This window comes from Propionimicrobium lymphophilum DSM 4903 (assembly GCF_000423485.1).
Taxonomy (GTDB): Bacteria; Actinomycetota; Actinomycetes; order Propionibacteriales; family Propionibacteriaceae; genus Propionimicrobium; species Propionimicrobium lymphophilum.
The window spans coordinates 136,730-161,405 of record NZ_AUIB01000004.1 but is presented as its reverse complement, the minus strand read 5'-3'; the positions used below and the strand labels follow the sequence as shown (position 1 = coordinate 161,405).

The window sequence follows — 24,676 nt, the reverse complement described above, 5'->3', positions numbered from 1 at the left end:
CGCCGCAGCGCCAGCTTTCATAGCGTCTTGACGCCTCTCACGCGCTTCGCGCGGTTAGCGCTTAAAACGCTTTTTCAGCTTGTCTTTGTTCAAGATGAGGCCAGCCGCAATAAGCAGCGCCGCACCAGCCGCTAGATACGGGTAGAATCCGCGGCTACCGGACTTCGGCAATACTGCCTTCGCCGAAGTGTTCTCGATATTTAGTTGCACCCCCTTCGAGACCTTTTCTTCGAGTATTTGCTTACCGGCCTCATCGAGGACGGGTTCCCCTTGCTCATTAACCTTGGGGACTTTCTCGCTAAAGTCCGTGACCGTCAGCAGGTCACCTTCTTTACCGAGTGGATCATCAGCGGGCCGATCGCCATTCCAAAGTTTGACGCCAGACTCATCAGCTTGAGTCTTCGGGTCATCAGGCGTGATGCGGAATTCGATGGGCCTGGGCAGCAGAGTGAATCCGGCCGGGGCCTGCCTCTCCAGCAGCCAGTAGCTCTTGTTGTATTCCAACGGCACCGACTTGAACATCGAGCCGGTGATCTTGCGACCCGGGGCCGAAGGATCCTCGACAGTGTTGTCCAAGAACGAACAGATCTGCTTGGGCAGGCTTCCCGCCGCTGTTGCGCCATCGGGATCCGGCACGCACACTTCCTTGAAACCGCCGCCCGACGTGGGTTCCGAATCGTAAATCACAAATTCAGCACCCTGAAGATCACATGTGGGCTGATCAGTGTCACAGTTGCGGGCAAACTTGTGCACCCGGAAATCCACTTTCGGGGGCACAATCGGGATACAAGCCTCATTATTATCTGTGCCGTCCTTATCGGCGGTCATCTCGACCTTATTGAACAGACCCTTGCTCGGGTTAGCGCCGGAAGCAGCTTGGCAAGTCTTCAGATCTTCCCATTTAACACTCGCCAAGTCAGCGATCTTGTAATCAATCAACGCTTCGATGGTGTAAGTTCCACCAGCTTCAAGCTTGGGGGCAGAGAAAATATATTTTCCTTGACCGTCCTTGGGCCATTCAACCGGCTCTCCTTGAGTATCACCAGCCAAGAGATACCGCACATTAGCAACTTCAACTCCGGCAGGCGGTGTGGGCAAGTCCACGACAACATCACCCGAACCAGCAAATTCACTGATGTTAGTGACGGTGATCTGGTAAACAGCAGTGCCTTTTCCTTGAGCATCAGGACGCACCGGGTCGCCAATTGGCTTCCAGATACGCTCGCCTACCTTCTTGGCAGTTCTCGCTTTAACGTCTTCTTCAGTTGCGGCCGCGGCAGCCAGCTTTTGAATCTTGAATTCCGGGGAACTGATAAACCACTTATCAGTGTCGTTTACTCGATGCTCTGATCTGTTGCCTTTAGCTTCGACGCGAGCAATATTCTCAGTTGGGCCATAGATGTTAGCTGAACAGGTGTATTTCCATGCTTCACCAGGAAGATCACCGTTAGGCCCATCAAGCAGCCCGTCCTCATTAACATCACCAATATTCACTTCTTTAGTGATTGGTTTACCCTGGCCATCAACCTTCGGGCTGCCATCCTCTTCACGCTCAGCGACGGTCTTAGTGACCGGACGCACCGCGCTAGCACCTTTGTCGTCAACACACTTATCGTCAGTTACGGTGACGTCTTTAAGTGGCTCAGTGCCAACCAAACTCTGCCAATGCTCTTCCTTAAGAGGCGAGTTGGCAGGCACCCTAGTCACCGAAGTAACTGGTAGCTTCTTCTCTGCTGCCTGACCCTCCGCAACGTCCAAGGTCTTATTAAACCTTGGTTCTTCAGGCAAACCTTTCGGCTGATCGGTCTTAGCATTGTTGAATTTCTGCTGGGTTGGGTTAGTGGTCACAGTGTATTCGTAAGTAACCTCTTCACCAGCCCTAGCCACATTCGTCTTGACGGCGGACTCGCCAGATTCACTAACGCTTACCGCTTTCTTGTCGATGCCAACGTTCGGCTCAACCACCAGCGTGCACGAAGAATCAGCAAAACCCGGCTTCGACGGATCATCAGAAAGTTGCGCAACTTTACCGACGAAAGTGCCTTGAGCTTGGTTACAGACTTGCTTGTTCGTGCTCGCTTTCTGTGGGTAATCAGGTTTCACTTTGAACCGGATGATTATTGGCGGCGGGGCCTGCTGCTCACCTGGTTTCTGGTAGTCGATAACCCCCTCGTTAGTTACCGAAGGCGACTTAATTAATTTCGGCTCGTGGAAGTAGGTCGTACCATCTGAATTATCGGGTAATTTCTTCCAGACCACTTCAGTTGGCTCTAACAAATTGCCTGCAGCGTCTGTTTTCCCAACCGTCATCTCCATCGAACCTGGCACATAGGTCGCGTCAGCCGGCATCAAGTCTTTGAACCTCATATCAATCGCGTGGAGGTTACCGACGTTTTCGATGGTGATTTCGTAAGTGATCTCTTCACCGGGAATCGGGCCGCCGCTAGGCGAGGCCTTCTTATCAATACGCAACTCAGGCTTAGGCAGCGCGCACGAGGCAAGGTCGTGAATATTTGTACCAACCTCGCCAACATCAGTGGCTCTACCGGTGCCGGTATCGACTAAATAGAGGTGACTGGAATTGTCTGTGTAGTTATAAGCATCACGCTGACGGCTATCGGTGGCCCAGAGGTTACCTTTTTCGTCGAAAGCTAAACCGACATATTCGTGCGGTCCCATTTCTCCGACGAAAACCGCAACTGCACCTTCATTTGCACCATTATTGTCATCAACCAGTTGCGAACGAGGCACCACGTACAATTCACCTGGGCCCTTACCACCGCCAACCACAGAGGTGATAACCCACATATTGCCAAGCCCGTCAAAGGCTAGGTCACCAGAACCTTTTTGAGCGAAATTTCCGTGGCCTGCAGGTAACTTGAAGGTGCCGTGGTATTCACGCACCATGCCGTCTTTTATGGTGTTACCTTCGGCATCAACCTGGAATTTGTATGAATAAATTTGCGCGTTATTGTCCAGAGTCCAAAGGGTGTGGTCAGCATCAAACCCAAGACGGACCATGGAACTTGCTTGGTCTGGGCCAACCATTTGTTCGTGGGTGCCAGTGGCGTTATCAAATTTATAAATACCGTTTTGCGCGGTTCCTCCACCAGCAAGGTTGCGAATTGAGTAGAAAACCTCGTTACTTGACCGTGGGTTCACCGCAACCGCAGCGGTACCGCCTCGGTTATTCCCGAAATCTGGCATATCGCCGTTATTGAGATCTTCTTTATCGAAAGTGCTCGCTTGCGGATTATTCCTGTCTGCGACGATATTTTTAACTAGCTCTAGCTTGCCACCAAGGTACTTCTGCCGAAAATACCCATAGTTGTCGTAGTAGCCCTCCCGCCGGCTATCTGATCCTGTCACAATTTCACTACAGCCGATTCGGCCCGGCACTGGACGTTCCTTAGCGCTGATGGTGACGGTGTTAGATTTAACGGTCGAAACCTGATTATCAACTATTTGCTTAAAACTCGCAGTAGCCGTGTTTTCTGTTTGCTCATCAACGATTTTGTGCAGACAACTCCAGGTGGCTTCCTGGTTAGGTACAAGATATTTACCGTTGCCATCCTGTTTTAGATCATTCGGGGCAGCAAGGCTACACAATGGGTCGCTAACACCTTGATCGACCAGATACATTTTGCCTTCTTGGCGGCCAGCGAATTCTACGGGAATATTGTTCTTGACTTTTACGTCGTAACGCACGAAGTCATCAAAGAAGACTTCGCCATCGCTAGGCACAATGTCGCCGTTAGCGTTACGCTCAAAAGCAGTCTTCTCAACCGAGATACGCTGCTCGGGAGCGGGTATCGGTGGCATAACAGTAACCGTGGCAGACTGCTCAAGCAGTGGCGCCTTGCGCGCAGTTACATTCGGGTCGATATTAGACAACTGCACCTTGATGGTATTCGTGACAGTTTCAGTAATATTCGTCTTGCAAGTAAAGGTCACCGATTCACCAGCAGGTAGATAAAACTGGCGACCATCGGGGTGTTTATTTTCAGTATCTTTAGTCAGCTTGGCACGTAACTCACTAGCTGCAGAAGAGCACACATCGTCGCTAGCATTTTCTAGGTAGAGCCTGCCGTAATCCTCGCCCTTCACCGTTTTTTTAGGAATCATGTTGGTGAGAGTGTAAGTGTAGGTAACTTCGCCACCACCGTTGGGGAGTTCTTCGACAGAAGGTGTCATCTCAAGACGAGCCCACCTCGACTTATCTGGATAGTTAGGGTTCGTCGAAACCTCAACTGTTGCATCAGCTGTCTTTATTGACTGTTGATTATCGCCAGCATTAGTGGCGGTGAAAGTAGCTGTGTTAGTGGTGGTTGCTGCCAAGTTAGCGACACATTCATATGTCGCGCTTTCGCCTGGGTAGAGCAGCTTTCGCTCCGCTCCATTAACCAGCTGGGTGCCAACTTCGCTAACTAGCTTTACCGGAGAACATTTATCATCACTCAGCTCGTCTATATACATTTTGCCAAGTTCACTGTCGGAATAGTCCTCAGGAATCAGGTTAGAAACCTGATAGCGATACCTAACCTCGCCACCGCCATAAGGCAGCCAAGTGACGTTCGGCTCTTTAGTAACTGAGACTCGATCGGCAGGATCGGGAAGTTTGGGCCGCACCCTAATAGTCGATGAGTTGGCGGCAACGGCTTCTTTATTGTCGTATTTACTAGTGAACTTAGCCGTTGCGGTGTTAGTTAGAGTCTTACCAGCATCACCATCAGCTATCGGGCGCGTGCAGGTGAATTCCATGGTTTCGCCAGGGTCTAGATAACGTACTGCCCCGTCTTGTTGACCACCTTGTTGATAGTTAATCGAAGTACAAGACGGATCAGTTAGTTCGCTGAAATACAACCGCTTGCGGTCTTCAATCATGTACTCACTAATTAGGCTGGTAACGCGATAGGTGTAGACGACATTTTCGCCTGGGTTAACCAGGGTTGGATTCGGGGTGATATCCAACCTGATTCGCTTTTGTGGATCAGGTAGATTTCGCTCTTGGATGCGCACCGTGGCGTGAGCGGTGGCAGTCGAGGTTTGCTGATCGTCATTGTTTCTAAACTTTGCAGTAACCGTGTTGGTTAGCTGACTCGTCACTTGCATTTTGCAGCTAAAAACTGCCGTACCTTCAGGGGGAATGTAGTGCCTAGTTCCGTATGCTTGCAGACCGGAAGTAGCCCCAACTTGGGGGCACTTGTCATCTGAGATGTTCTCGAAGAACATTCGTCCACGTTCACCAAAACGTGCCGGAATGTTGTTTTTAACCTCGTAGGTGTAGGTAACCTCGTCACCACCTTGTGGGATGGCGGGTTTATCCGGGGTTTTAGTAACTGAAATTCGCTTATCGACGTCAGGCAGCGGCTCGTCTTCCACCTCAACTGTAAGGGGAACTCGGAGGGGATACCTACCTCTTTTTACTGTTGGCGTATTGCCGGTTGTAGTCCACCAAGTCCACTCACCGTTCAATGCCTCAAGATAACTTTGGTCTCCTAAGAAATCCTTTCGTTTGTAGCCCTTAAAAGGATATTTGTACTCACTGATAGCAGTGTAGAGCATGTTTTCAACGGTTAGGGCAGCAGTCGTGGTCTTGGTGACGTTAGTTGTGCAGTAGAGATACGCGGGGGAAGCGTCACCAGAATATGGGATGATCTTGCGTGTTGGGTCAGCGCTAATTGCCCATCCACCGGTGCGGAAAGTACGGTCGTTGGCGACAAAGCTTTCGCTCGGATCGACACGTAGCCAACCGTTTTCTTCAGAGAAGCCGGTTATTTCACCTTTGTTGTAATCCCCAGTTTTAAAACCACTATCCAGGTCTACGCTGCCGCAGCCTTCGTCAGAAATTTTCGGGAGTGCCTTCGAAAAATCATAACGTTCATTGGCAGTGTATTGGCCCGTCATCTGCGCAGCAGAATATTTATTATCCGATTTATCGTAAAATTCAGGCGTAAAGATAATTCGCCCTTCATAGTTGCTATCTACGTGAGGGCTGTATTCAAACTTGTAGCGGTAAGTGACTTCACCGCCACCAAAAGGTAGTGGCCCAGTTAAGGGTGCCCACTTACCACCAGCCAGCTTTCCGGCCTCTTTGGTCACGATCAGTTTGCCGTCGTCTCTATCACCGCTAATCGCAAGACGTTGCACCCAGGTTGATTGGACAGACTTAGACGTAGCAGAAAAAGATCTGGCACTGGTGCCTCCTGGGGCAGCCTGAGCCTGAGAAGCTAGTTGACTGAAGGTTGGGGACAAACCCGCAAAACTTGCTAACACAATAAAAGCAAGAGTCAGCAAAAGCGTCTGGCATACCCGTTGCTTTGCGCCCACTGGGTGGTTACGGCCGTTCAATCTAGTCCCCTATCGAAATACCCAGGACGCATTGCGCTTCCTGCATAATCAATTTGCAAAATGCGACGGGAGAAGATCCTCATGCCAAAAGGCCACGAACTTTAAAATGGGTGGTCACGGCTCGCCCCTGATTACCCCCCCCCCCCCGACGGGTACCGGCTGGTACTTGACATGAATTTAATCGCGAAGCTGCTGAAACTAAATAACTTTTAGGGAATTTAACTCCCTATTTCACCCCTTCGGACAAAAATTTCACCCCCCCCAAAAAAATAATCATTTTTGCTACACACGATCAGTTTCGTGTTTTGCGCTTTCTCCTTACGGGGTATACAAAACGCCTCGCCAGATGAAAAGGTAAACCGTGGATTAATACGCAAAGGGAGGTCACCGATTAACCGGTGACCTCCCAGTAGCTTTTTATTAACTTTGACTAACGGGTCTGCGGGGTGCGCAGGTCTGCGCCGACGAACCAGGCCTGCTGCTCGAGCTGAGCGGTCAGGTCCTCGATGATGTCTACGGAAACCGGGTCCTCTTCGTCAACGGTGTCGTGAACGCGACGCATGGTGGCGACGGTTGCGTAGATGGCTTCAACGGTCAGCTTTGCGGCCTCCTCAACGGAGATCTCGCCCTGCGGGAACTCCTTGATGGTGGTCTCGGCAGCTACGACGGAAGGACGACCATCCGGGGTTGCCCAAACTGCGCGCATGCGCTCGGCGACCTCGTCGGAGCCGTCACGGGCAATGTTGATGATGTCGTCGAGACCCTCGTGCAGGGTCTTGAAGCCCGAGCCAACCAGGTTCCAGTGGGCCTGCTTGCCAACAAGGCTCAGCGCGATCAGGTCAACATTAACGGCCTGAAGCGCGGCTGCGAGCTTAGCGGAAGCCTGGAAGCCGTTGTGGGATACCTGCGGCTTGGTTAGGGTCTCGCCAGCGGGCTGCGGAATGTTAAGAACTGCGGTCATTTCTATCTCCTAAAAAGTAGGTTCCATTTGCCTTGTTACTAGGTGCAACGCTTTATGTTTTTAATTATTCCAAGGAATCTGGTTTTTTAGGTATTAACCCAAAAAACACTCTTGCGCAAAGAATTTTCTGCCAAACTCAACTCGCTAATCGGGTTACTGGGTCACCCAAAAGGCGTTTTCCCTAGTCAGAGCGCGGCAATTTATTCCACCGCAGAAGATTCGCGATTAGCGAGTTGAGTTTGGCAGAAATTTTGAACGCAACCGCTCGATGGAGGCCCCAGAAAATGAAAAATCTCGCGACGCGGTGGTCTGCGTCGCGAGATTAACTGGCGGTGACGGAGGGATTTGAACCCTCGGAGGCTTGCACCTCACTCGCTTTCGAGGCGAGCTCTTTCGGCCGCTCAGACACGTCACCGTGGGACAGTTTACGAAAAGATGAGGTAACGGCCAAATCGAAGACGACTCGTTCAGCGCAACTGGCCGAAGAAATCACGCAGCACCCCGGCGCAGGCTTCGGCCATGACGCCCGAAACAACCTGCGGGTTGTGGTTCAGCCGAGGGTCTCGCACGACGTCCCACAGAGACGCCACCGCTCCAGCCTTGTCATCGAAGGCGCCAAAAACCAGCCGTCCGATCCGAGCCTGGACGAGTGCGCCCGCGCACATCGCGCACGGTTCCAGCGTGACGACCAGCGTGCAGTCCGGCAGCCGCCACTCGCCCCGCTTCCTCGACGCCTCTTGCATGGCGCGGATTTCCGCATGCCCGGTGATCTCGCAATCCGCTTCGCGGGTGTTGTGGGCGCGCGCAATCACGCGGTCGTTTTCATCCAGAATCACCGCGCCAACCGGCACATCGCCGCGCAAGCCCGCGGCGTTGGCCTCAGAAAGCGCCAACGCCATTGCGTCGTCCCAGCGGGTCAGTTCACAACCTTGTCGAATTGGGCGCCGAAGTGCATCTCGTCCACAATCTGAAGCACTAGCTGATCGGAATCCTCGTCGGCGTCGCCGGCGATCTGTTCCATCTCGAATTCGCTAACGCCCTGATCCTCCAGCATGCCAAGATCCCCGATAACCTCGTCATCGTCGTCCTCGGAAGGCACCTCGATGCCCAGGTAGTCCATGACGTCACGGGCGATCGGCCAGTCGCAGCTTGCCAGCGAATCGTTGAGCAGCACCTGAATCTTGTTTCCGCGCACGCGGCAGAGCACGAAGAACTCGCCGGCGATGGAAACCACGCCCAGGGCCCCGCCGTCGCCGGGCAGCCTGCTGAGTTGAGAAATCATCTCGTCCAGATCGTTGGCAGCCGGGAACGGCAGCTCGACGACCGTTGGTTCGCCGTCCTCGCGGTAGAGGGCCACGACGAAATCTACGTCCGCAACGGTCGCGTCCTCGTAATCCTCATAATCGTCGTAGTCGTCGTAATCATCTTCGTCGTCATCGTCGAAGTCGTCGTAGTCGTCGTGGATTACGCCGCCGTCAAGATCCTCGTCGTCATCAAGGCTTTCCTCAGCGGACAGGTCGAGATCGTCGGTATTACTCTCGTCCGCAGAGTTGGACAGGTCTTCTGCCCTCTCGTCATCGAAAACGTCAGCCATCATGACTCCTTATCGCCCTATGGCTTCTATGTTCTCAAATTATGTTCGCGAATTCTATCCGAGGTTATTAATACTCTCGAGTAAAGAATTAGGTCTTGGACGTCTACTTTGTGCAAGAGTTAGAGACGTGGAACTAAAAGTGCTCGACCATCCGTTGGTCTCTCATAAAATGACCGTACTTCGCGACAAGAACACGAACAGCACCGTTTTCCGTCAGCTCGTTGACGAGCTGGTGACGCTTCTTGCCTACGAAGCAACCCGCGAGGTTCGCATCGAACCCACCGAGGTTGAAACCCCTATAACCACCACCAAAGGTGTCAAGCTTTCCAGCCCGAAGCCCATGGTGGTGCCGATTTTGCGTGCCGGCCTCGGCATGCTTGGTGGCATGACGCGCATGGTGCCGTCCGCCGAGGTTGGTTTCGTCGGCATGATTCGCGACGAGGAAACCCTGGAGCCCACCACATACGCCGAGCGCCTGCCGCACAATCTTGCCGGGCGCCAGTGCTTCGTACTAGACCCAATGCTCGCCACCGGCGGCTCGCTGGGCGGCTGCGTGCAGTTCCTTGCCAACCGCCACGCGGACGACGTCACCTGCCTTTGCCTGCTCGCAGCTCCGCAGGGCATCGAGAAGTTCTCGCACCTGGTTGACGACCTCAAGATCAAGACCACGCTGGTCGTCGCCGCTGTTGACGAAGGCCTGAACGAGCACGGCTTCATCGTGCCCGGCCTTGGTGACGCCGGCGACCGCCTCTACGGCATAGTCGACTAAGAATTGGGCTAGCCGACGACGCAGTTTTATCGGCCGCGTCGCCGGCTAGCCCGATTTTTTAAGCCCTCAAAGCCCAATTAATCAGTAGTAGTAGGGGTAGGCGCTCCAATCCGGATCGCGTTTTTCGAGGAACGAGTCGCGGCCCTCGACGGCTTCGTCAGTTCCGTATGCCAGCCTGGTTGCCTCGCCGGCGAATAGTTGCTGGCCGACCAGGCCGTCGTCGAGCAGGTTAAAGCCGTACTTAAGCATCCTGATGGCCGTGGGTGACTTGTCGCAGATCTTCTTAGCCCAATCCAGGGCCTCCTCTTCGAGATCTGCGTGCGGAACAACCTTGTTAACCATGCCCATGCGGCAGGCATCCTCGGCGGTGTAGGTGTCGCCGAGGAAGAAGATTTCGCGGGCAAACTTCTGGCCCACCTGACGGGCCAAATATGCGCTACCGAAGCCGCCGTCGAAGCTGGCAACGTCCGCGTCGGTCTGTTTGAACAAGCCGTGCTCCTTAGAGGCGAGCGTCATGTCAGCGACGACGTGCAGAGAGTGCCCACCGCCGGCAGCCCAGCCGTTGACCAGGGCGATGACGACTTTCGGCATGAATCTGATGATGCGCTGGGCCTCCAGAATATGCAGGCGCCCGGCCTTGGCGCGCTCCTGCGGAGTCAGCTGCTCCTTCTCGCCGTATTGATAGCCCGACTTTCCGCGCACCCGCTGGTCGCCACCGGAGCAGAACGCCCAACCGCCGTCCTTGGGGCTGGGGCCATTGCCGGTGAGCAGCACAACGCCGATGTCTGCGCTGCAGCGGGCGTGTTCCAGCGCCGTGATCAGCTCGTCGACGGTGTGCGGACGAAACGCGTTGCGAACCTCGGGACGATCGAACGCGATGCGCACGGCAGGCACGTCTTTAGCGCGGTGATATGTGATGTCGGTGAAATCGAAGCCAGGAACTTCCTCCCACCTCTCTGGGTGGAACGGATTATTCGGGCTGCTATTGGTCTGGGTCATGCAGACAACGCTAGCGTGCAGGTATGACAAATTTCGCGTCCGGGCAAGGCCAAGTCAATCGTTGCGCGGTGATCGGTCATCCGATCGCGCATTCGCTATCGCCACTTTTACACCGCACGGCATACGCTCAGCTGGGGCTGCGCGACTTCCGCTACGACGCGTTCGACGTCGACGAGCACGAGCTAGACGATTTTATCGCCGACTTGGAAGCACAGAATCATGACGGCGCCCGCTGGGTTGGGCTCAGCGTCACTGCCCCCAACAAACCCGGACTGCTTTCCCACGGCGAGGTGGATCCGCTGGCGCAGGCCCTACATGCGGGCAATACATTGATTTTCGGCTCACCCAACCGCGTCTACAACACCGACGTCACTGGGCTGGTCTCGGCGCTCGGGGCCCGAGGCGTCGAGCGAGTCGAGACCGCCCAGCTGATCGGCAACGGCGCGACCGCGCGCAGCAGTCTCGCGGCTTTGCATAGGCTTGGCGTGGGAACAGTTCTGGTCAACGCCCGCAGCCGCGAACGCGCGGAAAGGAGCCTGGGCGAGCTCGCAGGCTTCTATGGAATCGAGCTGACGTTCGTCGACTTCGGCTCTCCCAGCCCCGAGCCCGTCGATCTGCTCGTCAATTCCGTGCCGGTGAACCTGGACGCGGAAGCCGCCGCGCTGCTCGTCGCGCCCGCGAAAAACGTCTTTGAACTGACCTACAACTTCTACCCCTCGAACCTAGAGCAGGCCGGCCAGGCAGCAGGCAAGAATACGCTCTCAGGCATGGACCTGCTCGTCTTCCAGGCGCTAGACCAGATCGAGTTGATGACGGGCCAACGCACAGACCCTAGGCCGCTGCTTGACGCCGGCTACAAAGCTCTAGCAAGCAAAAAATAGGGTTAATACCCAAGAGTCGCGTGATAAAACGTGGTCGCCCATGCCACCTCTGAAGCATTCACAAAAGAGAAAACTTTGGGGTTAATGGCCAAAATTCTTAAACCCCGATTGCAAAAACCCGAAGTTTTCTAAGACAAATATGGGGTTGGACGTCGCAGAACGAAGCGTCCAACCCCACATTTAGTTGATATCAAGCGGATATATCTTGGCTAGCTGTTTCTTCTCGCCCGCCTGGAGATAGCGACACCGGCTAGCCCACAGACAAGCGCGGCCCCCAACATCCCGGCTCCAGCAGAACCGGTCTCCGGCAAGTTGCGCTTGCTCTTCTTGACGGTGGCCTTTTTCTGCTTAGTCGGTTTTGTCGCAGCTGCCTCCTTAACCGTAATCTTTGCGATCGCGGTTACGCTTTCCCCGTTAGAGTCGGTGAGCGTGTACTTAACCTCGTAGGCCCCCGCCTTAGAGCTATCGAAATTTCCTTGCTCTATGACGACTTTATCGGCCAGGTTTGCTCCGTCCTGCTCATCAGCTGCCTTGGTTATCAGCGAGCGCAGATCCAGCTGCTCGCCGGCGGTAATCGTCGCGTCCTTGACCTCAAGCACGGGTGGGGTATTGACGACATAAATCGCGTATACCGCCAAATCACCCTTAACCACCGTGTCGGCGTCGAAGACATCACCAGAGCCATCAGCCTTGGTGTTCCATTCCTTAAACGCGTACCCCGCTTTGGCCGGTGCGGCAGGAAGCTCCTTTGGCAGGCAGGTTGTACCATCGCTCAGGCAGTTTTGCGCTGCCGAGCGTCCGTAATAAACCTGCATCGATGCCAGCACCTCGGGCTCAGCGCCCTCGCTAGCGGGCTGGTAGAACTTAGCCTCTGGAACACGCTGGTTCAAAGTGGTGACGAAAACGCTGGAAGACTTGAACTTTTCAAAAGTGTTGACCCCATCGTTTCCTTCCCACCACCTGAGGTACGAAAAATTGCCTTCTATTGCGCGGATGTTCCGAAGCGAAGACTTCTGATCTTTGTACATGAAGTAGAAGTACGCCGGCATGTTGCCCTCATCGGTAAGCTTCGCCACTTCTGCCTGAGTCGGCTGGGGCACTGTTCCGTCTTTAGCAACTGCCTTTATAACGTAGTCAGTGCCTTCGGTGTACTTGGTATTTATCCCGGTGACCTTGTCGTTTTCAACCACGAAAAGATCCTTGGCCACGTCCGCGTTCTTAGCGTAGGCGACGCTGGCTATATCAAGGTAAAAACGCGTTTCAGCTATGGAGTTTACGTTTTCCTTCGAGTTAGTGGCCGAATAGTTGTCAGAGCCTACGGCCATGACATCGGTTGGAGTTGGATCAGGTCTGTAGTTTGAAGCTAAAGCGGTAAACCAGGAATGGTAGCCCTCTGGAACAGTCGAATTGTCAACCTTTACGGTGTAGGTCTTGCCCTGCGGGTATGGGCCTAAATACTTTGCCCCACTCCATCGAACAGGATCCCCGACGATTCCCTTGGTCGTCTCAACCAGGTTCCCATCACCATCGTAAACCTGGAAAGCAATATTCTTCCAGGTCTCAAGAACCTTAGCCGGCGGCGCTCCGCCATAAACGTTAAGCGAACGGTCTGCCCCGATAGCTTCCTGCGGCGAATCGAAGAAGGCCTTCGTCTGCTCGTTTATGAAAATCTCCGGTAAAATCTCGATTCTTACCTGCCCTTGTGCGCTAGCGCTAGGGGGGTCATCATGGCAGTGACCATCGTCCCCAAAAACACCAACGGGGCGATCAAGAGGCTGACCACCCTTTTCATGCTTTCCCTCACAATTCCCTCCAAGTCGTCGGATATTCTTAGGAAAATTTTAACATCTTTTGGGCATTAAGCCTGAGATTCACTGGGCTTGATATTCAAGCCACCGCTAGCCGCCTTAAAGGCGGGGTTAGCGCTGCGATCCGACGCCTACTTAACGCGCATCGAGGCCTGAACGAGCCCCACATGAAAACAGCGGTCGAATGGGTGTTACACCACAACTCTATCGACCCGGCATACCCTATCGCCTGGCTGACTCATCACCGCCATATAACACCAGCCACCCCAAGCCGCCGCCAACGACCCGATCAGCCCGGCCAGCTACGACACCGCCAACGACCACGACCCGGCCTACCAAGACGGCTCGCTACACATCCGCAAAGGTTGGGCCAAACGATAAAACAATCCACGACACGCAGACCCCATACGCACATCTTGGGTATTAACCCCAATTTGAGCAATAAAAAAGCTCCGGTCTCCCGGAGCCTTCGCAACTGGCGCGCCCGGAGGGATTCGAACCCCCAACCTCCTGATCCGTAGTCAGGTGCTCTATCCGTTGAGCCACGGGCGCATCTCTCAATGCGAGAAATTACTTTAATACCGTTTAGCCGAAAAACCCAAATCGGGATTCCGTCAACGGCCGCGGAGGTGGCGGGATTCGAACCCGCGATGGGGTTTATGCCCCAAACCCGCTTAGCAGGCGGGCGCCATAGGCCGACTAGGCGACACCTCCAAGCTTCGATTCAGAACCTATAAGGCTCAAAGCCGAAACCCTACGTCAGCGACGTCCAACCTAGAATAATGGCAACTTAGAGCAAGAGCAAAACCAGGCAGAAATATCTGGCGCCTAACCTTTGCCAAAGATCTGAGGCTACCTGCCGCTTAACTCGCATTCTCGCTGCAACCGAGCAAGTTCCGCCGGCGTCAATTCGTCATTCTGAAGACCTGGGGCGGTTTCGGCAGGGGCAGGCTCGACGGGCGCTTCAGCTGCGGGCTCAGCACCCTCAGCGCTCTCTGCGGCCGGAGAATCGCTAGGCTGAATCGGCTGGACTGAAGGGTCCGGAATCTCGTAAACACTGCCGTTGCCGTCTCGCACCTCAGTGCCTGGGGGAAGCGGAGAGTCGTTCTTGAACGATTCCCAAATATCGTCGGCCCCATTGCCATCCAGCACGACACGGTTGATGTCTTCTGGTGCAGGTGCAACTGGCAGCGTAACGAAGCGAAGGTTCTCTGGGTTAATGGATTGAAGCGACCATCCCAGTCCAACGAGCTGAGCAACAGAAGACAGCCCCTCCGAGATGGTCAGGGATGACAACCCGTTACCAACGAACCTGTAGAGCTCGCTGACAGAGGTGAGAATGTTCTTATTCAACGCAGTGTGCAACATCACACTCATCACGGCCTGCTGGCGTTCAATACGACGAAGGTCCGAGCCGTCCGAACCCTCAACGCCGTGACGAACTCGGGCATATGCGAGGGCCTTCTCACCATCGAAATGCTGGCAGCCGGGGTCAAGGAAAAGTTTGGAATACTCGTAGTCGTGCACCGCGTACGGAACGTACATGTTGATGCCGCCCAACGCGTCAATCATCGCGGCAAACCCATTGAAATCGACGACCACGGATTCGTCGATGCGAATTCCCGATAATTCTTCAACCGTCTTCCAGGTGCAGTAAACCGCTGACGACAGATCGCCGCCTTCACCGCCAATCGAGAAAGCCCAATTGAACTGAGCGCGCTGAGGCTGAGAGACACTGCCGTCCTTACGCTCGCAAGAAGGAATGTCCACGATCAGATCGCGGGGAATGGAAACCACATTGACGCTCTTACGGTCCGCTGAAATGTGGGCAACCATGGTCGTGTCTGAACGAGCCGAGGTGTCGCCTTCAACCGATCCCTCAATGTTCTGTTGCCCAGCGCGGGTATCCGAACCAATGATGAGCACATTGATGGGTAGCCCGTCATACGAATCTGGGGGTGTTCGCCCCGCCATCGCCGGGGCTTCGAAGTTGTTTACCCGTCCAGAAAGGTCGCTGTAAATCAGCGCAGCAGCGGTAACCGCGAACGAGAGCACGAAAGCAACGACGCACAGCAAGATCCTGAGCAGCCACCTGCGTATCGGGTGCCGGTCAGCGCTCTGCCTGCTTGCTGTATCGTCTACTAGCCCTCTTTTTGGTAACCCCACGGGTGAAACTTTATATAGTAATTCAACAATATGTAAATGTAACGTCAACCATTCACTCACCTCGAAATGGGTGCGCAATGGCGTGGCTGGTGCAATAAGTATTGGCACGGGCGGCTACTGTTAGCGCATGAGCAAACGAGGATATCTACCCGAAGAATCCAGCCAGATGGAAAAAATCCAGCTGGTTCGCACGCAACGACGTCCTCACAAACGCTGGCATACGATGCTTGCAGTTCTCATCTCCGCGCTGCTGGGCGCGCTACTTGCCTGGGGTTGGGTTAGCTACACGAAAGGCCCTGACACAACACCTTCCAGCGCGCCGACCCCGACGCCGTCCGAAACTGTTGCTACGCCGAGCGCTAACCCGTCAACAATCGCTAAGCCAAGCCAATCCGCCACGGCGACGCCTGAAGAAGCAGCCGATAGCTCTCTCGATAAATCGAACATTCGAGTTTGGGTTTTGAACGCTTCTAGCCGTCACGGATGGGCAAAAGAGACCGCGGAAAAGCTCCAGCGGGCAGGTTTCGTCAATCCGATCGCCAACAATTCAACCGCGGAAGGGCTGGAAACCTCGACGGTGGTTTACCGCACTAAAGAATTCGAGGAAGCAGCCAAAAAGGCCGCCCGAGTTGCTGGAATCGACGCTGTTGTGGACGCCGAAGGTGGCAACTACCTAATCGGGGACACCGACATTGCTGTTTACCTGATCGGATAGGCATTCCGCGCAAAACGCCAGACCTAACTGCTAATTGAGCCTGCCGCGGAGGTCTTCGACTAGCTCCGTCATGAGGGTCTTCCATTCGCCGCGAGGAGCGGAGATGTAGGTGCGCTTGATGGCGCCGCAACGAATCACGATTCGGCTGAAATCTGGGGTGGACGAGACGCTCGTCACCTCGTCCCAACCGCCTTTACGAATATCGCCGCTGTTATTGACAACGAACCCGCGTTCGTCGAGCGTCACCTCGAGGCGGATCTTGCGGGCGATGAGAATCAGGATAAACAACAGGAGAACGGCGAGGGCAATTCCGACGATGCCGAGCACCGTCCACACTGCGGAGTCGCCAAGGACCAGAGCCAACATGCCACCCACGGTGAGCAGGCCAGCAAGAGCGTACGTCCAGATCGGTAGCCGCTGGGCGAACACGTATTTCGTGGATTTTTCGGGCATTAATGCTCCTAGTCCGCCTGAGAATGAATCGCGGCGAGGGTGGGATTCGAACCCACGGAGCTTTCGCTCGGCCGCTTTCAAGGCGGCTGCACTAGTCCACTATGCGACCTCGCCAGCACAACAGATTGTTGCGAGTAAATCTTATGTTAGCGCACGCAAAGTTTCCAAGGGATGGCACGCTAGATGTATGCATGCAATTACACAGACCCAAGAGGGTGGACCTGAAACTCTGCAGTGGACGGAGGTGGCCACCCCCAAACCAGGCCCTGGTGAGGTGCTAGTTAAGACAGTGGCTGCAGGCATCAACCGTGCCGATTCACTGCAGCGCCGCGGTTACTATCCTCCGCCGAAGGGCGTCACGAACGTGCTGGGTTTGGAGGCTTCCGGCGTCGTTGAGTCCGTCGGTGAGGGCGTCGACAATTTTGCGCCGGGTAACCCTGTTGTCGCGCTGCTTTCGGGCGGCGCCTACGCGGAATATTTCGTTGCGCCGGCCGGCCAGCTGATTCCACCGCCGGACAACGTCGAGCTTGTCGAGTCTGCGGCCCTGATCGAGGTTGCCGCCACTGTGCTGAGCAACTTGGAGCGCGTCCACCTGCGCAAAGGTGAGACGTTCCTGGTGCACGGCGGCGCAGGCGGCATCGGCGCGTTCGCAATCCAGTACGCAAAGTACATGGGCGTGCGCGTCATCACGACAGCGTCCGAACCGAAGCTGGACTACTGCCGCGAGTTGGGCGCAGACGTCGTCATCGACTACAACACGGACTGGCCCGAGCGCGTCAAGAACGCGACCGACGGCAAGGGCGTGGACGTGATCCTGGACATCATTGGCGCTAAATATCTGCAGCCGAATGTCGATTGCCTGGCTCAGGATGGGCGCATGGTAATCATCGGCATGCAGAAGGGCGTCAAGGGTGAGCTGAACATCGGCAAGCTGCTCAACAAGCGCGGCACCATCACGGCGACGAGCTTGCGGTTCCGTCCGACTGAGCAGAAGTCGGAAATCGCCCAGGCTGTTCGCGAAAAGATTTGGCCGCTTTACGAGGATGAGACTCTCTCGTTGCCTGATATCACCGTTTTCCCGATGGAAAATGCGGCTGAGGCTCACGAGATGCTCGACTCTGGCCGGTTGATGGGCAAGATCGTTCTGGCAGTCGACCAGCCTCGATAATTATTTCTATTAGTTGCCGGCCGGCGTCCGTTTGGACATCGGCCGGTTTTCATCTAGCCACACCGCGGCAAGACGTGGTTGCTGGATTAATAAGTTTGCAATCTAAACGCGTTTCCCCTTGCCGGAGAAACGAATTTCATCCTGTTGCCGAATTTTATGCCTTAGCGACCACATTTTGTCACGCACTTGCGAGATTAAATTCCACATCTATATAAGCGGCGAATTAGCACTCCCCCGCGCGAGGCGAGTTGGTCACTATCGCAACTATCGAAAGTTTATTCGGTCAATGTGGAAATTATTACTTAAGCGCGTTAAGCTAGCGGGCGTGTCTAAAGTATTAACTTCTTTGCCCGCAGGCGAGCGCGTTGGCATCGCCTTCTCAGGTGGCCTCGATACGTCGGTAGCAGTGGCTTGGATGCGCGAAAAGGGCGCAATTCCCTGCACTTACACTGCAGACATCGGCCAGTACGACGAGCCAGATATCGAGTCGGTTCCCGGCCGTGCCCTGCAGTACGGCGCCGAGCTTTCGCGCCTGGTCGACTGCAAGGAATCGCTGGTCGATCAGGGCCTGATGGCTCTGCAGTGTGGCGCGTTCAACGTCACCAGCGCCGGCCGCCCGTACTTCAACACCACGCCGATCGGCCGCGCAGTCACCGGAACGCTGCTGGTTCGCGCCATGGCCGAAGACGACGTAAACATTTGGGGCGACGGCTCCACCTACAAAGGCAACGACATTGAGCGTTTCTACCGCTACGGCCTGCTCGCTAACCCGCAGCTGCGCATCTACAAGCCATGGCTGGACGAGGACTTCGTCTCCGAGCTTGGCGGCCGCGACGAGATGAGCGTTTGGCTGACCAAGCACGATCTGCCCTACCGCGACTCGAAGGAGAAGGCCTACTCCACCGACGCAAACATTTGGGGCGCAACCCACGAGGCCAAGACCCTCGAGCTGCTGGATGCATCCCTGGAGGACGTCGAACCGATCATGGGCGTCAAATTCTGGGATCCGGACGTCCAAATCGACACCGAGGACGTCACCATCGAGTTTGTCGAGGGCTTCCCTGTTGCCATCAACGGCGAGCACTTTGATTCGCGCGTTGACCTGGTGCTTAAGGCAAACGAGATCGGCGGCCGCCATGGCCTGGGCATGAGCGACCAGATCGAGAACCGCATCATCGAGGCGAAGAGCCGCGGCATCTACGAGGCACCGGGCATGGCGCTGCTGTGGATCGCCTACGAGCGCCTGATTAATGCGATTCACAATGAGGACACGCTGGCCAACTACCACGCTGAGGGCCAGAAGCTCGGTCGCAAGCTTTACGAGGGTCGCTGGATGGATCCGCAGTCGCTTATGACGCGCGATTCCATCGCCCGCTGGGTTGCCGCGGTCGTCACCGGCGAGGTGGTCATCAGGCTGCGGCGCGGCTGGGACTACTCCATCATGGACACCCGCGGCCCGGGCTTCAGCTATCACCCGGATCGTCTTTCGATGGAACGCGTGGAGGACGCTGCTTTCGGCCCGACGGATCGCATCGGCCAGCTCACCATGCGCAATCTGGACATCGCGGATTCGCGCAGCAAGCTGGAAACCTACGCTTCGCAGGGTCAGATCACCGCTGGCGCCACTCAGGATCTGCTTGGCGAGCTGCAGCCTGGACGCGCAGGCGAGATCGCGGACCGCGGCATCGATTCCACCGAGGGCGAGGTTCTCGACCGCGCCGCGATGGACTCCGGCCACGACTAACGGCACATAAACTAAGAAAATCCCGCAGACGCCTAATGCCTGCGGGCTTTTCTTTGCAATTTTTAATACGGATATCCATTTTCACATATTGCTGATAGGTTCTATCTAGTTAGCCACAGGGGAATTCTGGTTTGTATCCAGAACTGTCGCGCAACGGTGAAGTCGCTTAGCGAACGAGTCCGAAAACCTGGGCTGTCGAATATTTTTGTACGCCGCGCAAGACGGCTTGAGCAGAAAGAAGATTCGTGAGCGATGCGGCCACCGCAAAGACACTCGAGATTTACGGCAAGACGAGGCGCCGCCAACGGCTGATTCTCTTCGCTTTGTTGGCTGCAGTCCTCGTTTTGCCATTGGTTACGATCGCTATTGGCCCGGCCGCCGTGTCCGTCGGCGACGTCATCGGCGTCATCAAAAGTCACATCCCAGGTCTGGACGTCGACATCACGTGGAGCCAGAACGTGGATGCAATCGTCTGGAAGACCCGTCTACCTAGAATCATCTCGGGCTTGGCTATTGGTGCGATCCTGGGCATTGCAGGTGCCGTGATGCAGGCTGTGGTGCGCAACCCCCTGGCCGAACCGTACGTGTTAGGCGTCAGCTCGGGTGCCTCGACGGGCGCTGCTGCAATGATAATTCTGTTCGGGTCTATCGCTTCTTGGTCGGTTGGCTTGGCCGCATTCGCGGGCGCGCTGGCGGCAACGCTGTTTCTGCTTCTGGTGACGGGAAATTCCGGATCGTCTCTGCGATTGATTCTCGCCGGCCTAGCGGCCAACTTCGGTTTCCAGGCTCTAACCAACTTCATCATCTTCTCTTCGGGCACGCCGGAGGCAACTCAAGCCGTCATGTTCTGGATGCTTGGCTCGCTTGCCCGCGCTAACTGGTCGCAGGCGGTTCCACTGATTGTTACGGCCCTCATTTTCTCAGTTGTCGTGGCGCTTTTCGGCCCAGTTCTCGATGCCCTGTCCAGCGGAGATCGCACGGCCCAATCGGTTGGCATCGAGCCAACCAAGGCGAGGCTGGCGATCCTGATTCCCGTCTCTGCGGTAATCGGCATCGCTGTGGCGTCATCGGGCGCGATAGGTTTCGTCGGCCTAATTATTCCGCACGTGATGCGCTCGATCGTCGGCTCTTCGCACAGAGTTTTGACGCTTGGCTGCGCCCTTGCGGGAGCATTCTTCTTGGTTATCGCCGACACGTTCGCGCGCATAGCTTTCGCCCCGATTGAAATGCCGATCGGGGTAATCACCGGCATGGTTGGCGTGCCATTCATCGTCTTGCTGGTTAGGCGAATGAAGTAACCAGCGACAACAAAAAGAAAAGGAGTAAACGAATGAAGAAGTTCGTTTGTGCACTGGCCGCATTGGCCTTAGCCGTCCCGCTAGCTTCTTGCGGACAGTCAGCCGCAGACAAGAAAGCTGCAGAAAGTTCGTCGGCACCCGAAAAAATCCAGGTTAAAAGCTGCGACGAAACCCTGACCTTAGACAAGGCTCCCGAGCGCGTGTTAATGATCTCAGACGTCAACTCATCGATCCTCGATGAGCTAGGCGTGCTAGATAAAGTAGTTTTCCGCGCTGGTGATGACCGCATTAAAAACGTTCGCCCAGAGCTTAAGAAAAAGCTGGATAAGATCGAATCAGCTGAGTCCGGAAAAACCGGTGCCGGTGGTTCTACGGTAGCAACTGAAACTGTCCTGGACATGAACGTCGATCTGGTTATTGGCTACGACAAAGCTGTCGACAGAAAGGCCTTGGCAGAAGCAGGTGTCCCGCTCTATTCACCAGATTCCTACTGCCCCAATTACAAGCTAGATCACGCAGATTTTGGCCTTGTAGATAACGAAATCGAAAAGATGGGAAAGATATTCCAAGTAGAGAAAAAGGCTGAGGAAGTTAAGAAAAATTCTGAAGCCCAGATCCAAAAAATCAAACCTTCCTCGGAAGTTAAAGGGGCTAAGGCCGTCGCTGTCTTCGTTACGCCAGGGTCAGATAAGTTATCGGCTTTCAATTCATCTTCGATGGTGCAGCCGATCTTCGAAGCTAATGGCATCGAAAACGCTTACGCCGATGGCCCGAAGAGGGTATTCCCAATTTCAATGGAGGATCTACTTGCCAAAAATCCTGATTACATTGTCGTCTTGTCACTGAATCCCGACGAAAATGAAGCGTTAAACACGTTCGCCAGTTTCCCGGGTTCAGAAGACCTGAAAGCAAGTCAAGAAGGTCAGGTAGTGTTCCTGCCATTCGCTCTGACCGATCCACCATCCACCCTTTCGGTTGACGGCGCCGTCGAACTGGCCAACAGGCTGCAAAAATAAATGCTTAAAGCAACTGATATCCGTGTCTGTCGGGGCGATCGGGTGGTCGTTGATGGCGTCAACCTGAGCGCCTCGGCAGGCAAGGTGCTCGGCATTGTCGGGCCAAACGGCTCGGGCAAGTCCAGCATGTTGTTTTCGCTGTTTCGTGCGCTGGAACTTGCCGGTGGTCGCGTCGAGGTGGACGGCGACGACATCGCGAAAATGAAGCGTCGCCAGATCGCCGAAAAAATTTCGGTGGTGGCCCAAGAGCGCGAGGATACGCTCGCGCTTTCGGTTTACGACTACGTAATGCTTGGCCGACTGGCTGGCTCGTCGCTGCCGAGCTACGGCAATAACTCCGATCAAGAAATCGTGGCCAGGGCGCTTTCTAGGGTTTCGATCACCGAGTTGAGTCAGCGAATGGTGACTCAACTTTCTGGAGGCGAGCGCCAACGCGTCGCCATTGCGCGAGCAATCGCTCAGAAATCCGACTATCTTCTCTTAGACGAGCCAACCAACCACCTGGATTTGCACTACCAGTTCGAGCTACTCGACCTAGTGAAATCGCTGGACTGCACGACGATCATCGTGTTGCACGACCTGAATCTGGCCGCGCAGTGCTGTGACGAGATTTTGATGCTGTGCGATGGGAAGATCGTGGCAAGCGGACCCCCACGTCAAGTCTTGACTAAAGAAATAATCACACCCGTCTACAGCATCGATGTCGACGTAATAACGCACGATGGCCTACCGCACCTCATTTTTTCTCGAAAATAAAAGGCAAAATTAAGTGAGCCCCGAAGAACTACTAGCAGCCTGGCACGACCAGCAGAAAGCATTCATCGAATTCCGTGACCTGCGCACCCGCACCATGATCGATGTGCTGCGCAACGTTCGTGCTGAAAAGGGCGCACCTATCAAGGTGCTGGACTTGGCTTGCGGGCCAGGCAGCCTGGGCACTGCTGTCATGCAGGCGATTCCAGATTCGAGTGTCGTCGCGGTAGACCGAGACCCAGTGCTGCTGCGGTTGGGCCGCGAAACCAATAAGTTCGACAAGATGCAGTTCATCGACGAAGATATTGCTTCCCCGAATCTGCCTGACTCGGTGGGCACGGATTTTGACGGCGTGATCAGCGCTACGGCACTGCACTGGCTGAATCCCGATCAGCTAGCAGCCCTCTATCTGCGCCTTGGGAGGATGATGAACCCGGGTGCAGCATTCATGAACGGCGACCATCTGTTTTACGATGCCTTCACTCAGCCTTATCTGCGCAAAACTGCAGAAGACATCCGCAATAGTTTCCAAAACGAATTCCTTGCAGAAGGCGCACTAACCTGGGATGCCTGGTGGAAGACTGCCCTAGAAATGCCTGGCTGGCAAGAAGAGGCAAAGCTGTGGCACGAGCGCTGGGCCGACGATAGGCCGTCAATCAAGGTTAATGTGGATTTCCATCTAAGCGCGCTTCAAGCCGCTGGCTTTGTGGAGACCGCACAGATCTACCAGTGGTTTGACGACCGCATCATCTTTGGCCGCATCAGCGCCTAATTTTTGCTGCCCGCTGCAGTTTTCACGCCTCGCCAATCGTGGCTAGACAAGGCCGCCTCCGAGCTGTTTTTTTGCAAGTTCGGGGGCGGTTTTTGTGCCCGCGCAAAATTGTAAAAAAAGTTCCAAGACCACGGTCGTATTTGGCTCCTAATCGGCCATTTTTGTCGGAGTTTGCCGATACCGTAGGTCATACGATCAATCATGGGCAGTGTTGCCCGAGTTAGGGGTTGAAAAATGAAGAAATTTATCAACGATCCGGACGCCGTGGTCACTGAATCTCTGAAGGGGATGGCCCTGGCTCATCCCGAGCTGAAGATAGACCTGGAACACCACATCGTTTACCGAGCTGAGAAGAAGCAGGGCAAGGTTGCCATCGTCTCAGGCGGCGGTTCCGGCCACGAGCCGCTGCACGGGGGGTTCGTCGGCAAGGGCATGTTGGACGCTGCGGTCTGCGGCGAAGTTTTCACCTCCCCCACTCCCGACCAGGTTGCCGAGGCAATCAAGAACGTCGATTCCGGCGAGGGCGTGCTGCTGCTCATCAAGAACTACACCGGCGACGTCATGAACTTCGAGATGGCCGGCGAGTTGGCCGCGATGGAGGACATCAATGTGGAGTCCGTCGTCATCAACGATGACGTGGCGGTTGAGGATTCGTCGTTCACGGCAGGACGCCGAGGCGTCGGCCTAACGGTGCTGGTGGAGAAGATCGTGGGCGCCGCCGCTGAGGAGGGCAAGTCACTGGAGGAGCTTAAGAAGCTGGCCGAGGACGTCGTCGCCAACGGCCGTTCGTTCGGTGTCGCGCTGACCAGCTGCACCGTGCCGAGCGTCGGACACCCGATGTTCGATCTGCCAGAGGACGAGATCGAAATGGGCGTGGGCATTCACGGCGAGCCCGGCCGAGAGCGCGTCAAGATGGCGTCGGCCAAGGAGATCTCTAAGACCGTCGTCGACGCGATCTGCGACGATCTCGATTTCACTTCTGGCCCGGTCATAGCGATGGTTAACGGCATGGGCGCCACCCCGCAGATGGAGCTTTACTTGCTCTACGGCGAGATGGAGCAGGCGCTCGAGGCCCGCAGCGTGAAGATCGAGCGCAGCCTGGTTGGCGACTACATCACGTCACTGGACATGGCCGGCTGCTCGCTGACTTTGCTAAGGGCCGACGAGGACATGCTGGCCTACTGGGACGCACCGGTGAGAACCCCGGGGCTGGTTCGTTAAGGAGAAT

The 24,676-nt window shown here is 55.2% G+C and carries 18 protein-coding genes and 4 tRNA genes; 10 read left to right on the top strand and 12 right to left on the bottom strand.

Features of this window, described 5'->3' with window-relative positions; all coding sequences use genetic code 11:
- Positions 1-54: 54 nt before the first annotated feature.
- From G556_RS0103360 to G556_RS0103340, 5 genes are all read right to left on the bottom strand, one after another.
- Positions 55-6,150, bottom strand: a complete 6,096-nt coding sequence (locus G556_RS0103360; RefSeq protein ID WP_028821757.1) for a hypothetical protein — start codon at positions 6,148-6,150, stop codon at positions 55-57.
- A gap of 631 nt (positions 6,151-6,781) precedes the next feature.
- Complete coding sequence (locus G556_RS0103355) at positions 6,782-7,312, bottom strand: Dps family protein (RefSeq protein ID WP_028821756.1); 531 nt, start codon at positions 7,310-7,312, stop codon at positions 6,782-6,784.
- A 327-nt stretch (positions 7,313-7,639) separates the two neighbouring features.
- Positions 7,640-7,727: transfer RNA gene (locus G556_RS0103350), tRNA-Ser, on the bottom strand.
- 52 nt (positions 7,728-7,779) lie between these two features.
- Entirely contained in the window at positions 7,780-8,211 is a 432-nt protein-coding gene (locus G556_RS0103345; RefSeq protein ID WP_028821755.1) for a nucleoside deaminase, read from the bottom strand.
- A gap of 17 nt (positions 8,212-8,228) precedes the next feature.
- Positions 8,229-8,906, bottom strand: a complete 678-nt coding sequence (locus G556_RS0103340; RefSeq protein ID WP_016455092.1) for a tRNA adenosine deaminase-associated protein — start codon at positions 8,904-8,906, stop codon at positions 8,229-8,231.
- 127 nt (positions 8,907-9,033) lie between these two features.
- Between G556_RS0103340 and upp the strand changes: the two genes are divergently transcribed.
- Positions 9,034-9,675 (top strand): uracil phosphoribosyltransferase, encoded by a 642-nt coding sequence (gene upp / locus G556_RS0103335; RefSeq protein WP_016455091.1) that lies wholly within the window; start codon positions 9,034-9,036, stop codon positions 9,673-9,675.
- A gap of 81 nt (positions 9,676-9,756) precedes the next feature.
- Here upp and G556_RS0103330 read toward each other — a convergent pair whose 3' ends face one another.
- Positions 9,757-10,674, bottom strand: a complete 918-nt coding sequence (locus G556_RS0103330; RefSeq protein ID WP_024111126.1) for a 1,4-dihydroxy-2-naphthoyl-CoA synthase — start codon at positions 10,672-10,674, stop codon at positions 9,757-9,759.
- 23 nt (positions 10,675-10,697) lie between these two features.
- Between G556_RS0103330 and G556_RS10080 the strand changes: the two genes are divergently transcribed.
- Entirely contained in the window at positions 10,698-11,555 is an 858-nt protein-coding gene (locus tag G556_RS10080; protein WP_081675497.1) for a shikimate dehydrogenase family protein, read from the top strand.
- A gap of 209 nt (positions 11,556-11,764) precedes the next feature.
- Here the strand turns inward: G556_RS10080 and G556_RS10985 are convergent, their stop codons facing one another.
- The 4 genes from G556_RS10985 to G556_RS10070 all read right to left on the bottom strand — a co-directional run bounded on the left by G556_RS10985 (position 11,765) and on the right by G556_RS10070 (position 15,529).
- The gene (locus G556_RS10985) at positions 11,765-12,880 is read right to left on the bottom strand and encodes an InlB B-repeat-containing protein (RefSeq protein WP_028821753.1); all 1,116 of its coding nucleotides are present in this window, start codon (positions 12,878-12,880) and stop codon (positions 11,765-11,767) included.
- Positions 12,881-13,839: 959 nt separating this feature from the next.
- Positions 13,840-13,915 (bottom strand) — tRNA-Arg (locus tag G556_RS0103310).
- 72 nt (positions 13,916-13,987) lie between these two features.
- Positions 13,988-14,077: transfer RNA gene (locus G556_RS0103305), tRNA-Ser, on the bottom strand.
- Positions 14,078-14,215: 138 nt separating this feature from the next.
- Positions 14,216-15,529, bottom strand: coding sequence for an LCP family protein (locus G556_RS10070; RefSeq protein ID WP_155941730.1), 1,314 nt, complete (start codon positions 15,527-15,529; stop codon positions 14,216-14,218).
- 127 nt (positions 15,530-15,656) lie between these two features.
- On the opposite strand from G556_RS10070, the gene G556_RS0103295 reads away from it, so the two are divergent.
- Complete coding sequence (locus G556_RS0103295) at positions 15,657-16,244, top strand: LytR C-terminal domain-containing protein (RefSeq protein ID WP_028821752.1); 588 nt, start codon at positions 15,657-15,659, stop codon at positions 16,242-16,244.
- Positions 16,245-16,274: 30 nt separating this feature from the next.
- Here G556_RS0103295 and G556_RS0103290 read toward each other — a convergent pair whose 3' ends face one another.
- Together G556_RS0103290 and G556_RS0103285 are read right to left on the bottom strand one after the other, a co-directional pair.
- Positions 16,275-16,697, bottom strand: a complete 423-nt coding sequence (locus G556_RS0103290) for a hypothetical protein (protein WP_028821751.1) — start codon at positions 16,695-16,697, stop codon at positions 16,275-16,277.
- Between the two features lie 31 nt (positions 16,698-16,728).
- Positions 16,729-16,811: transfer RNA gene (locus tag G556_RS0103285), tRNA-Ser, on the bottom strand.
- Positions 16,812-16,884: 73 nt separating this feature from the next.
- Here G556_RS0103285 and G556_RS0103280 point away from each other — a divergent pair.
- The 7 genes from G556_RS0103280 to dhaK all read left to right on the top strand — a co-directional run bounded on the left by G556_RS0103280 (position 16,885) and on the right by dhaK (position 24,669).
- Positions 16,885-17,865 (top strand): NAD(P)H-quinone oxidoreductase, encoded by a 981-nt coding sequence (locus G556_RS0103280; RefSeq protein ID WP_028821750.1) that lies wholly within the window; start codon positions 16,885-16,887, stop codon positions 17,863-17,865.
- A 286-nt stretch (positions 17,866-18,151) separates the two neighbouring features.
- The gene (gene argG / locus G556_RS0103275) at positions 18,152-19,609 is read left to right on the top strand and encodes an argininosuccinate synthase (RefSeq protein ID WP_211219428.1); all 1,458 of its coding nucleotides are present in this window, start codon (positions 18,152-18,154) and stop codon (positions 19,607-19,609) included.
- Positions 19,610-19,920: 311 nt separating this feature from the next.
- Positions 19,921-20,907 carry a FecCD family ABC transporter permease gene (locus G556_RS0103270; RefSeq protein WP_196801482.1) on the top strand — a complete coding sequence of 329 codons (987 nt, stop codon included), beginning with the start codon at positions 19,921-19,923 and terminating at the stop codon, positions 20,905-20,907.
- A 32-nt stretch (positions 20,908-20,939) separates the two neighbouring features.
- Positions 20,940-21,923: an ABC transporter substrate-binding protein gene (locus tag G556_RS0103265; protein WP_028821747.1), complete on the top strand. Its 984-nt coding sequence runs from the start codon at positions 20,940-20,942 to the stop codon at positions 21,921-21,923.
- Entirely contained in the window at positions 21,924-22,679 is a 756-nt protein-coding gene (locus tag G556_RS0103260; RefSeq protein WP_028821746.1) for an ABC transporter ATP-binding protein, read from the top strand.
- Between the two features lie 13 nt (positions 22,680-22,692).
- Positions 22,693-23,448, top strand: coding sequence for a class I SAM-dependent methyltransferase (locus G556_RS0103255; protein ID WP_028821745.1), 756 nt, complete (start codon positions 22,693-22,695; stop codon positions 23,446-23,448).
- 234 nt (positions 23,449-23,682) lie between these two features.
- Positions 23,683-24,669 (top strand): dihydroxyacetone kinase subunit DhaK, encoded by a 987-nt coding sequence (dhaK, locus tag G556_RS0103245; RefSeq protein WP_028821743.1) that lies wholly within the window; start codon positions 23,683-23,685, stop codon positions 24,667-24,669.
- Positions 24,670-24,676: the final 7 nt, after the last annotated feature.